Origin of the sequence: Nocardia sp. NPDC051990 (genome assembly GCF_040680755.1) — a bacterium.
Classification (GTDB): domain Bacteria; phylum Actinomycetota; class Actinomycetes; order Mycobacteriales; family Mycobacteriaceae; genus Nocardia.
Genome location: NZ_JBFAXH010000022.1, coordinates 39,192 through 51,659 on the forward strand (window position 1 = coordinate 39,192; position 12,468 = coordinate 51,659).

General features: G+C 65.8%; 13 protein-coding genes. 10 read left to right on the forward strand and 3 right to left on the reverse strand.

Annotated elements, in window-relative coordinates; translation table 11 throughout:
• Positions 1 to 960 carry an AraC family transcriptional regulator gene (locus AB0L63_RS28670; protein ID WP_364506918.1) on the forward strand — a complete coding sequence of 320 codons (960 nt, stop codon included), beginning with the start codon at positions 1 to 3 and terminating at the stop codon, positions 958 to 960.
• Positions 961 to 986: 26 nt separating this feature from the next.
• Positions 987 to 1,379 carry a thioesterase family protein gene (locus tag AB0L63_RS28675; RefSeq protein WP_364507055.1) on the forward strand — a complete coding sequence of 131 codons (393 nt, stop codon included), beginning with the start codon at positions 987 to 989 and terminating at the stop codon, positions 1,377 to 1,379.
• Between the two features lie 311 nt (positions 1,380 to 1,690).
• Here the strand turns inward: AB0L63_RS28675 and AB0L63_RS28680 are convergent, their stop codons facing one another.
• On the reverse strand, positions 1,691 to 2,203 hold the full coding sequence (locus AB0L63_RS28680) for an Lrp/AsnC family transcriptional regulator (RefSeq protein WP_364506921.1): 513 nt from the start codon (positions 2,201 to 2,203) through the stop codon (positions 1,691 to 1,693).
• A gap of 146 nt (positions 2,204 to 2,349) precedes the next feature.
• On the opposite strand from AB0L63_RS28680, the gene pdhA reads away from it, so the two are divergent.
• From pdhA to AB0L63_RS28700, 4 genes are all read left to right on the forward strand, one after another.
• Positions 2,350 to 3,462, forward strand: a complete 1,113-nt coding sequence (gene pdhA / locus AB0L63_RS28685; RefSeq protein WP_364506924.1) for a pyruvate dehydrogenase (acetyl-transferring) E1 component subunit alpha — start codon at positions 2,350 to 2,352, stop codon at positions 3,460 to 3,462.
• Positions 3,459 to 4,430 (forward strand): alpha-ketoacid dehydrogenase subunit beta, encoded by a 972-nt coding sequence (locus AB0L63_RS28690; protein ID WP_364506927.1) that lies wholly within the window; start codon positions 3,459 to 3,461, stop codon positions 4,428 to 4,430. Before pdhA ends, AB0L63_RS28690 begins: the two co-directional genes overlap by 4 nt.
• 26 nt (positions 4,431 to 4,456) lie before the next feature.
• Positions 4,457 to 5,812, forward strand: coding sequence for a dihydrolipoamide acetyltransferase family protein (locus AB0L63_RS28695; protein WP_364506930.1), 1,356 nt, complete (start codon positions 4,457 to 4,459; stop codon positions 5,810 to 5,812).
• Between the two features lie 99 nt (positions 5,813 to 5,911).
• The gene (locus tag AB0L63_RS28700) at positions 5,912 to 7,528 is read left to right on the forward strand and encodes an FAD-dependent monooxygenase (RefSeq protein ID WP_364506933.1); all 1,617 of its coding nucleotides are present in this window, start codon (positions 5,912 to 5,914) and stop codon (positions 7,526 to 7,528) included.
• Between the two features lie 85 nt (positions 7,529 to 7,613).
• Here AB0L63_RS28700 and AB0L63_RS28705 read toward each other — a convergent pair whose 3' ends face one another.
• Positions 7,614 to 8,297, reverse strand: a complete 684-nt coding sequence (locus tag AB0L63_RS28705; RefSeq protein ID WP_364506936.1) for a DUF899 family protein — start codon at positions 8,295 to 8,297, stop codon at positions 7,614 to 7,616.
• A 204-nt stretch (positions 8,298 to 8,501) separates the two neighbouring features.
• Here AB0L63_RS28705 and AB0L63_RS28710 point away from each other — a divergent pair, with 204 nt between their 5' ends.
• A complete protein-coding gene (locus AB0L63_RS28710; RefSeq protein ID WP_364506939.1) occupies positions 8,502 to 8,864 on the forward strand; it encodes a hypothetical protein in 363 nt (120 codons plus the stop codon).
• A gap of 42 nt (positions 8,865 to 8,906) precedes the next feature.
• Positions 8,907 to 9,677, forward strand: a complete 771-nt coding sequence (locus AB0L63_RS28715; protein WP_364506942.1) for an HNH endonuclease family protein — start codon at positions 8,907 to 8,909, stop codon at positions 9,675 to 9,677.
• A gap of 4 nt (positions 9,678 to 9,681) precedes the next feature.
• Here AB0L63_RS28715 and AB0L63_RS28720 read toward each other — a convergent pair whose 3' ends face one another.
• Positions 9,682 to 10,488, reverse strand: a complete 807-nt coding sequence (locus AB0L63_RS28720) for a sulfurtransferase (RefSeq protein WP_364507058.1) — start codon at positions 10,486 to 10,488, stop codon at positions 9,682 to 9,684.
• A gap of 308 nt (positions 10,489 to 10,796) precedes the next feature.
• Between AB0L63_RS28720 and AB0L63_RS28725 the strand changes: the two genes are divergently transcribed.
• Positions 10,797 to 12,008: a benzoate/H(+) symporter BenE family transporter gene (locus AB0L63_RS28725; protein WP_364506945.1), complete on the forward strand. Its 1,212-nt coding sequence runs from the start codon at positions 10,797 to 10,799 to the stop codon at positions 12,006 to 12,008.
• Between the two features lie 30 nt (positions 12,009 to 12,038).
• The gene (locus AB0L63_RS28730; RefSeq protein WP_364506948.1) at positions 12,039 to 12,446 is read left to right on the forward strand and encodes a DUF3224 domain-containing protein; all 408 of its coding nucleotides are present in this window, start codon (positions 12,039 to 12,041) and stop codon (positions 12,444 to 12,446) included.
• Positions 12,447 to 12,468 lie beyond the last annotated feature (22 nt).

Sequence of the window (12,468 nt, forward strand, 5' to 3'; positions counted from 1 at the left end):
GTGGATGCGCTCGCCAGTCTGCTCGAAGGTCCACGCGCCCGAGGTGCGTTCATCATGTGCTCGCTGCTCGATCCGCCGTGGTCGCTGCGCATCCAGGACCGGGCGCCGCTGGCGGTGGTATCGATGATCCGCGGCACGGCCTGGATCATGTCCGAGGCAGCGGGCAGTAAGCCGCGGCAGATCAGCGCGGGCGATATCGCGATCTTCCGCGGACCCGATCCGTATACGGTCGCGGACGATCCGGCCACCGCACCGCAGATCTTCATCGATCCAGGCAATATCACCAAGACGAGCGACGGTGAAATCCTCTGCGAGACATTGAGTCTCGGTGTTCGTCAGTGGGGGACCGATACGAACGGCGCCACCCTGATGGTGACCGGCACCTATGAGTCTGCGGGTGCGGCCAGCCAGCGGCTGCTGCGCGCCCTGCCACCCGTGATCATCTTGCAGCGCGGCGATTTCGACACCCGGCTGCTCGACATCCTGGTCGACGAGGCCACCAAGGACGAGCCGGCACAGGGCGTCGTGCTGGACCGGCTGCTCGATATGGTGCTGATCGCGGCCCTGCGCGCCTGGTTCACGCGCAATGACGCGCCCGCCTGGTACCACGCCTACAGTGATCCGCTGGTCGGCAAGGCGCTGCGGCTGCTGCAGCACAATCCGGCGCACGGCTGGACGGTCGCCAGCCTGGCAGAGGCGGTCGGGGTGTCGCGGGCGGCGCTGGCCCGCCGGTTCACCGATCTGGTCGGTGAACCGCCGATGGCGTTCCTCACCGAATGGCGCCTGGCCCTGGCCGCCGATCTGCTACAGGAATCCGATGCCACCATCGAATCCATTGCCCGCCAGGTCGGCTACGGCAGCGCGTTCGCATTGAGCACGGCATTCAAACGGCATTTCGGCGTGAGTCCGCGCGACCACCGGCAGGGCAGCACCCCGGCTGAGCTATCGTCGGCCGGGTGACGCAGCAGTATCCAGTCCTCTGGCCGATGCCGACCCGCTGGGCCGATAACGACCACTACGGCCACGTGAACAACGTGACGTACTACTCGTACTTCGACACCGCGGTCAATGCCTGGCTCATGCACGCCACCGGCACGGATATCCGCGAGCTGCCCGCCCTCGGCGTGGTCGCCCAGACCTCCTGCCAGTACCACGGCTCCCTGAGCTTTCCGGACCAACTTCAGGTCGGCCTGCGCATCTCCCGCCTCGGCCGCTCCAGCATCACCTACGACCTGGCCATCTTCCGCGAAGCCGACGACACCCTGGAGCTCGCCGCCACCGGCACCTTCGTCCACGTCTACGTAGACAACGAAACCCGCAAATCAGTAGAAATCCCCGAAATAATCCGCACCGCCGCAACCAGTCTCGTCACCGACTGACCCGTGCTGGGCGATGTCGGCGCAGAAGACGTTGTGCGACACTGTTTCCGTGGCTGATCAGCGAGTATTGACGGCTGCGGTGCACCAGGCACTCGAGCCTCAGCTCACCGCCACTCCATTGGTGACTTCGTTCCAGATTCCCGGTACGGCGGCGTGAGCCCGGCGCTGTCGGACCTTCCGGTGCGGACGGCCTTGCGGTCTTGGAGTCAGTCGCCGGAATGCCGGCGACCGAATTCCTCAACCTGCGGTAAGTCCACTGCCTTCGGCGATGCGGACTCCGATTGCGCTCGGGATCAAGGGAGTTCGTCGGATCAGGCTCGTAGCGAGCGGTCGCTGGATCCGGCGAGCCGGTCCAGCAGCGGTGCGGTGCGCGGTCCGACGAATTGCTGCATTACCAACGCCATATTGGTGCGTTCCACTCCGGGGATCTTCAATATCTGCCCGGCGATTCGGTACAGGTCGTCCGCATCCTGCGCCACGACTCGTACGGTGAGATCGGTCAGTCCGGTCATGCCGCACACCTCGGTCACCTCCGGCACTCGGGCGAGTTCGCCGACTACCGAATCCAAGCGATGTTGATCGACGACGACGGCAACGAAAGCCGCCAGCGGGTAGCCGAGCGCCTGCGGTTGCACTCGGCGTTCGAAGCTGGCGAGCACACCGCTCGCCTCCCAGCGCGACAGCCGCGCCTGCACGGTATTGCGGGACAACCCGAGCCGGGTGGCCAGCTCGACACCGGTCGCGCGTGGGTTGGCGACCAGCTCGAGCAGCAGCCGCGCGTCGGTGGCGTCCAGGGCGACGTCGGCGGGTTCTCTACTGGTCATACAACGCAGTATGACAGCAGAAGGCCGATCGGATTTGGGCATTCTGCTTACTCGTGTATCGATCACTTGCGCACTTCGCCTCCTGGTGGATGCTATGTGATGTGGGGCACATCAGCCCTGCGTTTGTAGTCAGGAGGCGATCCTGAATGACGAACAAAACCGACTATCCGGTTCAGCTGGTCCAACCCGACGGCCGCCGCGTATTCGACCGAGAACACGCCGCCCTGATCATCGATATCGGGCCCGCACAGCTGCGCGCGATGTACACAGACCTGGTCGTCACCCGCCGGATCGACACCGAGGCAACCGCGCTGCAACGCCAGGGCCAGCTCGGACTGTGGGCGCCGATGCTCGGGCAGGAGGCCGCCCAGGTCGGCTCGGTATACGCACTGCGCCCCGACGATTATGTCTTCTGCAGCTACCGTGAACACGCGGTCGCCTACTGTCGCGGCGTCCATCCCACCGAACTCACCCGGATGTGGCGCGGGGTCGCCCACTCCTGCTGGGATCCCGACGCGGTCAATATGACCAACCCGAATATCATCGTCGGCTCGCAGGGCCTGCACGCGACCGGTTACGCCTACGCCGCCCACCTCGACGGCGCGGAGATCGCGACCATCGCCTACTTCGGTGACGGCGCCTCGAGTCAGGGCGATCTCGCCGAGGCATTGGGCTTCGCCGCCAGCTGGGGTGCGCCGGTCGTATTCTTCTGCCAGAACAACCATTGGGCGATCAGTTCTCCGGTCCGGATCCAGAGTGCGACCCCGATCGCGCGGCGCGCCTACGGTTATGGAATTCCCGGCCTCCAGGTCGACGGCAACGATGTGCTCGCCGTTCTCGCGGTCACCAGACAGGCCGCGGCTCGCGCCCGCACCGGTGGCGGACCGTCGTTCATCGAGGCGCTCACCTATCGGATGGGTCCGCACACCACCGCCGACGACCCGACCCGCTACCGCTCCGCGGCCGAGACCGAGGAGTGGGCGCGCCGCGATCCGATCGCGCGGCTGCGCAAACTGCTGGAACGAGAGGAGCTGTGGGATACGGCATTCGAACGTCACGTCGATGCGAGCGCCGATGAAGTCGCGCACCAGCTGCGCACCGCGACCATCGATATGCCGGATCCGGCACCATCGCAGCTGTTCGATCACGTCTATGCCACCCCGCATCCGCTGATCACCCAGGAGCGGAGCGAGTACGCGGCGTATCTGGCCGGCGATCCCGGTGAGACGACCGCGCCACCGGAAGGAGTCCGCACATGATCACGACCTTCGCCACGGCGCTCAATGCCGGGCTGCGACGGGCCATGGACGACGATCCGAAAGTCGTATTGATGGGCGAGGATATCGGTCGTCTCGGCGGGGTCTTCCGGGTGACCGATACGCTACAAAAGGATTTCGGGAACCACCGCGTCATCGATACGCCGCTGGCCGAATCCGGCATTGTCGGAACGGCTTTCGGCATGGCGCTGCGCGGCTACCGGCCGGTTTGTGAGATTCAATTCGACGGCTTCGTCTATCCAGCCTTCGACCAGATAGTTTCGCATGTCGCCAAGATCCACTACCGGACGCGGGGAAAAGTGGTCGCGCCCATGACGATTCGCGTTCCGTTCGGCGGCGGAATCGGTTCGGTGGAGCATCACTCGGAGTCGCCGGAGGCGTATTTCGCCCATACCGCCGGACTGCGCGTCGTGACGCCGAGCAATCCCGCCGACGCGTATTTCATGATCCGCCAGGCGATCGCGCTCGATGATCCGGTGATCTTCTTCGAACCCAAGCGGCGCTACTGGGATAAGGCCGAGGTCGATTTCGATGCCGAGGCCATGCCGCTGGACCGGGCCCGCGTTTGCGTCAGCGGTACCGACGCCACTCTCGTCGCTTACGGCGGCACCGTGGCCCCGGCCATTACCGCCGCGAAAATCGCCGCCGAGGAAGGGCATTCGCTCGAGGTGGTCGATCTGCGCAGTTTATCGCCGATCGATTTCGACACGATCGCGGCTTCGGTGGCAAAAACCGGCAGGTTGATCGTGACGCACGAAGCGCCGGTCTTCGGCGGGCTCGGCGCCGAGATCGCCGCGCGGATCACCGAGCGCTGCTTCTACTACCTGGAGGCGCCGGTACTGCGCGTCGGTGGCTTCGACATCCCCTACCCCCCGGCTAAGCTCGAAAAGCACCACCTGCCCGATCCGGACCGCATCCTCGCCGCGGTTGATCGCGCACTTGCCGCCTGACCATCGCTCACTCCGGAGGTGCCCCAGTGGAAGATCGTGCCCTCGAGGAAGATCAGAGCAATATCCTGGAATTCCGGCTACCTGATCTCGGCGAGGGACTGGCCGATGCGGAGTTGGTGGCGTGGTCGGTGGGTGTCGGTGACACGGTGCAGTTGAATCAGACGATCGCCGACGTGGAGACGGCCAAGGCAGTGGTGTCGCTGCCGTCGCCGTTTTCGGGCACGGTGGTCGAATTGCTCGCTCAGCCCGGCGAGACGGTTGCGGTGGGAGCGCCGCTGATCCGGGTGCGGAATGATCTGGCGGTCGCGTCTGAGCAGGAAGCCGCGAACGGGCGGACTTCGGTGCTGGTCGGATACGGGCCCGAAGGGGAGACGGTGTCTCGGCGGCGTCGACCCGCTGGGGAATCGCCTGCGCCGCAGGCGAATTCGGGTGTCGAGCCGGTCGAGTCGGGAATGGGCCGGGCGGCGGCGACCCCGGGGGCGCGCAAACTCGCCAAAGAACTCGGTATCGACCTCTGGTACGTCGCCGGTTCGGGCCCCGACGGTGCGGTGACGGTCGAGGATGTGCGCGGTGCGGTTCCGGTATCGCAGCCGCGCGCCACGGTGGCCGACACCGACGGCCCGGTCACGCCACCGACGCCCTCGGTCACCGATCCGAATGCGGGCATCGTGCGCCCCGCATCCCGCGAGGAACGCACGCCGATCAGCGGTATCCGCAAACGCACCGCGGCCGCCATGGTGGCGAGCGCGCGCACCATCCCACAGGCCAGCACCTTTGTCACCATCGACTTCACCGCATCGATGGAACTGCTCGACCACCTGCGTTGCACCAAGTCCTTCGAGGGTCTGGCGCTGACACCGCTGGCCCTGGTCGCCAAATCCGTACTCGCCGCACTCGCGGAATATCCGGGCATCAACGCCTGCTGGGACGAGGCGAATCAGGAGATCGTCACCAAGCACTATGTGAATCTCGGTGTCGCCGTCGCCACCGAACGCGGTCTGCTGGTGCCCAATCTCAAGGAAGCCCAGGCATTGAGCCTGCGCGACCTATGCCGGGAAATCGGCTGGCTCGCCGAGACGGCGCGGTCGGGCGGCGCCACCCCGACCGACCTGCGTGGCGGCACCTTCACCATCACCAATATCGGCGTCTTCGGTGTCGATGCCGGTGTTCCGCTGGTCGATCCGGGTCAGGCCGCGATCCTGTGCCTCGGCTCGATTCGCAAGCGTCCGTGGGTATTCCGTGACGAACTAGCCATCCGGTGGGTCACCACCATCGGTATCAGTTTCGACCATCGGATGATCGATGGTGAACTGGCGTCGCGCTTCCTCGCGACCGTCGCCGGATTGCTCGAGGATCCATTGACCTTGCTGAGCCGTATGTAGTCGGTGGGATCAATGCACTGTGAATGCCCCTGATGTGCGTCCACCAGACCGGGGGTCACGCCAGTAGAGTTGGTGTCGGCTGGCCGAGGAGTTGTGGTGATGGATGCCGAGCATGTCTCTGTATTGATCGTCGGCGCCGGGGCAGGCGGACTGGCAACGTCGGCGTTGCTCGTCAAGCACGGGGTTCGGTCGCTGCTGGTCGAAAAGCGACGCGAGATATTCATCTACCCCAAGGCCCGCAATTTGAGCTTCCGGAGCCTGGAGATCCTTCGTGGCCTCGGGCTGGCTGACGAGGTGCACGCCCTCGCTGAAGGCGCTTCCAATATGGTCGTCAAGCCGACTCTGAACAGCCCCGAACAAGAACTAGCTTTCGACGTCGACGCCATCTTCGCTCCGTTCGACGAACTCAGCCCCGAGCCGTCCGCGCAGTACTTCCCACAGAGCAAACTCGAGCCGCTCCTGCTCGCCTACACCCGGGGGCATGCGGGCGAGGTGCGCTACGGGACGGCGCTGTCGTCGTTCGAGCAGGACGCCAGCGGTGTCACAGCGGTACTGCGCGAACTGGATTCGGGCAAGTCGCATACCGTGCGGGCCGACTATCTGGTCGCCGCCGAAGGTGTGCACAGCCATACTCGCGACACGCTGGGGGTACCCACCTCCGGGTACGGTCCGATACCGATCTTCGTCGTCTCCGTCTACTTCCGCGCGCCCTGGCGGCAATTGCTTCCCGAGCTGGGGGATGGAGACGGCGTTCAGGTCAAGAACGCCGAGGTGGAAGGCATATTCTTGGTGGCCCAGGGGGATCTCGGCGTGTTCATCATCACGTACCTCCCCCGCAAGGGAGAGACCGCCGAGCAGTTCACCCCGCAGCGTTGTCACGACATACTCCTTGCGGCCATCGGTGAGCCGATGGAGGTGCGGATCGTCGATATCGTGCCGTGGCAGCCCTACGAGCAGGTGGCCGCGCAGTTCCAGCGCGGCCGGGTCCTGCTGGTCGGCGACACGGCGCACACCATGCCACCGTTCAAGGCCGGGGGCGCCAACGTTGCCATCCAGAGTGCACACAATCTGGCCTGGAAACTGGCCGCAGTCCTCGACGGCACGGCCGGACCGGGCTTGCTGACCACCTACCACGCCGAGCGGTACCCGGTGGGGCGTTTTTGCGCACGCCAGTCGCTGACCGGGCCGGCTCTGGCGTTCCTACGGTTGGACGATGACAGACCGCAGCTCCCAGCAGGCGAGGAGCGACCCCTGTTCTCCATGCTCGCGGGTTACCGATACTGGTCGGCAGCGGTGGTGACCGGCGAGCCCGCGCCGGACGACCCCGACGCGGTGTCATTGGTGGAGGAGTTGCGAGCACAACCCGGCACCCGGGTGCCGCATGTCTGGTTGCGGCGAAACGGGGAGCGCGCCTCGACGCTCGACCTGCTGGGTCCCGGGTTCACCTTGTTCGCCGCGGACGACGGGGCGAGGTGGTCCGTCGCCGCAGCTTCGACGTCGTCCGACCTGGGGGTCCCCATCGCTGTGCATTGCATCGGCTCCGCCGGCGATGTCGTCGACACCGCCGGCGCGTGGGCGGCAGCCACCGGGCTGGCCTCGTCCGGGGCCCTGTTGATCCGGCCGGACGATTTCGTCGGATGGCGAGCAGATGAGATGCCCGCAGACCCCGCCTCCGCCTTGCGACGTGCGCTCTCGGCCATCCTGGCCCGAGCTTGACGTCCTAGCCAGATCAGCTGGTCGAAGCCGCACGGCTGCGTCCACCGAGATCGAGGATCCGCTCACGCTCTCGAGCCGGATGTAGTCACGCCTCCGGGTCGCCGTAGTGTGCGGCGATGTCCTGGGAGCCGCTCCAGCGGCTGTAGGTGGGCGACTGTGGCCAACCCTCCGGCGAGTCCTGCCATTGCTCCTGCCGCCCGTACGGCAACAAGTCGATCAGCGCGAAGCTGTAACTGAGTTGCTCGACGCCGCGGCCGTTGGTGTGCCAGGTGCGATAGACCTTGTCGCCGTCGCGCAGGAATACGTTGACCGCGAATTCCCCGCCGGGCGGCGCGCCGACGTCGGTGCCGAATGTACTGTTCGCCGTGGAATACCAGGCCATTGTGTTTCCGACCCGCCGCTGGTAGGCGATCGCCTCGTCGATCGGTCCCTGGGTGACGATGACGAACCGGGCATCGTAGTTGTCCAGGAATCCCAACCGGGTGAACTGTGAGGTGAACCAGGTACAACCACCGCACTGCCACTTCTCGCCCGGGAACCACATGTGGTTGTAGACGATGAGCTGTGACTTACCGTCGAAGATCTCCGCCAGCAGGACCGGCCCGTCCGCGCCCTCGAGGGTGTACTCGGGCATTTCGACCATCGGCAGGCGGCGCCGCTGGGCGGCGATCGCATCAAGTTCTCGAGTCGCTGCCTTTTCCCGGATACGCAGCGCGTCGAGTTGGTGCTGCCAGGTGTCGGCATCGACGATGGGCGGCAGGGTATTCATTGTGTTCCTCCCTGATCATGTTGCGTTTGCAGATAGAGACTCCGCCCGGTCGACAAACTGATCGGTCGCCGGAAAAAGTCCCGGAACTCGCCGAGATGGGCTCGTTACTACCCCTTGGCACCACTTTCGGAACATACTGGTATATCCGCTGGTCATCGCATGAGAACCGTAGTTGGGCGTCAACGGAAAGCGGAGGGCAAAAGCATGACGATTCTGCTCCAGGTACTCGAGCAGAGCTTCACGCCGACCACGCCATGGGAACGGCGCAAATTCACCTTTGTCAATGCCGACAAGGTCGTCGGCATGCGACTGGACGGACAGTCCGGCGTCTGGCTGGACCTGTCCCGCCCCGGTGAATCACAGCGTCTGGCCCGCACCCTGGACCCACGTGAAGCAGTCACGTTCCTGATCAACACCTTCGCGAAGATCGCCGAGTGCGAGGAGCGCGGTGGGTCGTGGCTGATCGGGCACGATGGCGCGCATCCGGAGTCCATCTCGGCCACCAGATTCCCGCCGCGGACGAGTGAAGTCGCCGATGACGAACTGCTGGCTCGCGCCTGGCTGTGAGTCTTGACCGGCTCCGATTCGGCGCCAGCTGGGTTCTGATGAATGTCGGTCCGTGCGGGTACATCTGGCACCGTGCTTGCCGAGACCCGACGATGGTTGCCTGCCCTGCTCGCGGCGGTGTGTTTCGCGCTGCCCGGATGCACCGAGCCGGTCGCGCCCGCACCCTCGGGGATGGCAGCTGGCGGAGCCGGCGGGATGGGTGAACTCAGCATTCCCACCCGGGTTCAGCTCGAAAAATTGCTCGCTTCGGTGCGGGTCGCAGCGGCGCGGGCACATCCCGGCGGTTATGAGCGCGGTTGTCGGGAAGGGCAGCGGTGCGTATTCGGACCGTCGTGGACCGATGACTACGACGGTCCGGGCGGACATGACGGTTGCGATACCCGCAACAACGTGCTGAGTGCGCAGCTGACCGGGGTGAGCTTCCGACCCGGTACTCACGACTGTGTGGTCACCGCGGGCACGCTCGACGATCCGTACACCGGCGAACGGATCACCTTCAGCAAGGCCGATGCGCGCGATATCCAGATCGACCATGTCTATCCGCTGGCCGCGGCCTGGGATTTGGGCGCGGTGCACTGGCCGCTCGAGCGGCGGGTGCGTTTCGCCAACGATGTCGATGTGAATCTGCTGGCCACCGCGGCGTATGCCAACCAGGCCAAGGGTGACAGCACAGCGTCCGAATGGCTGCCGCCCGTCCGCACGAACCATTGTTTCTATGCGGGCAAGTACCTGCGGGTGGCGGTCCGGTACGACCTACCGGTGACCGCCGCCGACCATGCCGTGCTGAGCGGCATTGCCAGCTCGTGCCCGTAGCGACCTATACGCCGGTGGCGACCGGACGTTTCGGATCGTTCGACCATTGCGACCACGAGCCCGGATACAGGGCCGCTTCGATGCCCGCGGCGGCGAGTGCGGCGACCTGATGGGCCGCGGTCACACCGGACCCGCAGTAGACCGCGACCGGCCCGGACCCGAATGCGGCGAAGCGATCTCGCAAAGCGTCCACGCTGCGGAATCGGCCGTCGGGGTCGAGGTTCTCCGTGGTCGGTGCGCTGATCGCGCCTGGAATGTGGCCGGCTTGCGGATCGACCGGCTCCACCTCGCCGCGGTAGCGCTCGCTCGCTCGCGCGTCGAGCAGGATGCCGGACCATTTGGCGACCGCATCGGCATCGATGACCGGCAGCTGACCCGGTTTCACCTCGATATCACCGAGTTCGGGATCGGCTTCCTCGCCGGTGGCGATCGCACCGCCCGAACCGGTCCACGCGGGCAGACCGCCGTCGAGAATCCGCACATCCACGATTCCGGCCCAGCGCAGCAGCCACCAGGCTCGCGCCGCCGCCATGCCGCCGGTCGCGTCATAGACGACCACCGGATCGCCGGTCCGCAGGCCCCAGCTGCGTGCGCATTTTTCGAGCTGCGTGGGATCCGGCAGCGGATGCCGCCCGCGCGCCGGAGATGGCGGTGCGGCCAGTTCGGTCTCCAAATCGACGAAGACCGCGCCCGGAATATGGCCATCCAGATAATGCTGCGGGCCGTCCGGATCGCCGAGCGCCCAACGCACATCGAGTAGACGAACCCGTTTATCCGCCAATACTTCCCGAAGTTCATCCGCCGAGATCAGTACCGCGCTCAACAACGCTCCGTTCCGCCTCTCTGTTCCGCCTCTGCGAATATTCAGGCCATACTAGTTAGGGCCACTAAGCCCAGGTGCAGGTCCTGCGTCATGTGCCACATCAATTTTGGGCATACCCGACGAGTTACCCATGTACTCGCCAGATCAGACGGTATGTTCGCGTTCGAGTTGGATGTGGATCAGGCGATGCACCCTGGCTGGATGCCGCATCACCCTGGCTGCGTGTTGTGGAATTCAGTCCAGTTTCCCGCGACTGGCTGTGACAACTGGACTGATGACCGGGGAGGATTCCAGAAATGTCCAGGCTTTCCCCGGCGCTCGCCGACACTCCTACCCCGGCCCACCGTGACGCGCGGCTCGCGCAGCCGGTCGGGGCCGGTGTGGTCACTGCGCTGGTCGGATTCACCAGCTCGTTCGCGGTGGTACTGAACGGGTTGACGGCGGTCGGGGCCACCTCGGCACAGGCGGCTTCGGGACTGCTCGCGCTCTGCCTCACCCAGGCCATCGGGATGATGCTGCTGAGTTATCGGTATCGATTGCCGATCACATTGGCCTGGTCGACGCCGGGTGCGGCACTGCTCGCCAGCACCGGTGCGGTCGTCGGTGGCTGGGCCGCGGCGGTCGGGGCGTTCGCGATCACCGGTGTGCTGATCGTGATTACCGGACTGTGGCAGCGGCTCGGCAATCTGGTGGCCGCGATTCCGGTGGAGATCGCGCAGGCGATGCTCGCCGGTGTGCTGCTGCCGCTGTGTCTCGCACCGGTGAAGGCCGTGCACGCCAGTCCGGCGGTGGTGGTGCCGGTGGTCGTGGTCTGGCTGGTGCTGCAACGGTTCGCCAAGCGTTGGGCGGTGATCGCGGCCTTCACCGCTGCGGCGATCGGGGCGGGCATCAGTATTGCGGTGCAGCACAAGCATCTCGATCTCGCGGCGATGCGGCCATCGCTCGAATTGACAGTGCCGCACTGGAGTTGGCAGGCGGCGATCGGCATCGCCATCCCGCTCTACATCGTCACGATGGCCTCCCAGAACATTCCGGGCACCGCCGTGATGAAGTCCTTCGACTACCGCGTTCCTTGGCGCGCTTCGATGTCCGTCACCGGAATCGGCACCGTTCTGGGCGCACCGGCGGGCGGGCACGCCATCAATCTGGCCGCGATCAGTGCCGCGCTCTCGGCCGCCCCGGCCGCGCATCCGGATCCGAAGCGCCGCTGGATCGCGGCCTTCACCACCGGTGCCTCCTATGTGGTGCTCGCCCTCGGCTCGGCGGCGCTGGTCACCCTGATCGCCACCGCGCCCAAGGGCACGCTGGAAACCGTTGCGGGCCTCGCCCTGCTGGCCACTCTCGCGGCCGCCCTCGCCGGTGCCCTGAAATCCGAACAGCACCGCGAGGCGAGCATTGTCACGTTCCTGATCGCCGCGTCCGGTGTCGGGTTCCTCGGCATCGGTGCGGCCTTCTGGGCCCTGGTCGTGGGTCTTGTCGTGCGCAAGGTCCTCGCCCGCCGACCGTAGTTGTCGGTACCCGTCGTTACGCTGCGCCGCATGAAAGCCATCGGCACGTTCTCTGTCGCCTCCTTCACCCCAACCGATGTCGTGCCGGATCCGGCCATCAGCACCGCGCTGCCGGTCGGCATCGCGCAGATCGAGAAGGAGTTCGCGGGCGAGATCACCGGGCGGTCCGCGACCCTGTTCACCGCCGCCTTCGACCAGGCGACGGGGGTGGGGACCTATGTCGCCATGGAGTCCTTCGACGGCGCACTGCACGATCGCGCGGGTAGCTTCAACTTCGCCCATTCGGCGACCACCAACGGCACCGACCGCACCGCCGAATTCTTCACCATCGTGCCGACCAGCGGCACCGGTGCGCTGGTCGGTATCACCGGAACCGGCGGTCTCTCCGTCGACGCCGATGGTGTGCACCGCATCTGGTTCGATTACGAACTCGACTGAGCGTTCCAGGCCCGACGGGACG

Excerpts from the sequence above, each read along its gene's own strand:
- AB0L63_RS28675 (WP_364507055.1), top strand. The coding sequence starts at position 987 with ATGCCGACCCGCTGGGCCGATAACGACCACTACGGCCACGTGAACAAC.
- AB0L63_RS28680 (WP_364506921.1), bottom strand. The coding sequence starts at position 2,203 with ATGACCAGTAGAGAACCCGCCGACGTCGCCCTGGACGCCACCGACGCG.
- pdhA (WP_364506924.1), top strand. The coding sequence starts at position 2,350 with ATGACGAACAAAACCGACTATCCGGTTCAGCTGGTCCAACCCGACGGC.
- AB0L63_RS28690 (WP_364506927.1), top strand. The coding sequence starts at position 3,459 with ATGATCACGACCTTCGCCACGGCGCTCAATGCCGGGCTGCGACGGGCC.
- AB0L63_RS28700 (WP_364506933.1), top strand. The coding sequence starts at position 5,912 with ATGGATGCCGAGCATGTCTCTGTATTGATCGTCGGCGCCGGGGCAGGC.
- AB0L63_RS28705 (WP_364506936.1), bottom strand. The coding sequence starts at position 8,297 with ATGAATACCCTGCCGCCCATCGTCGATGCCGACACCTGGCAGCACCAA.
- AB0L63_RS28710 (WP_364506939.1), top strand. The coding sequence starts at position 8,502 with ATGACGATTCTGCTCCAGGTACTCGAGCAGAGCTTCACGCCGACCACG.
- AB0L63_RS28715 (WP_364506942.1), top strand. The coding sequence starts at position 8,907 with ATGTCGGTCCGTGCGGGTACATCTGGCACCGTGCTTGCCGAGACCCGA.
- AB0L63_RS28725 (WP_364506945.1), top strand. The coding sequence starts at position 10,797 with ATGTCCAGGCTTTCCCCGGCGCTCGCCGACACTCCTACCCCGGCCCAC.
- AB0L63_RS28730 (WP_364506948.1), top strand. The coding sequence starts at position 12,039 with ATGAAAGCCATCGGCACGTTCTCTGTCGCCTCCTTCACCCCAACCGAT.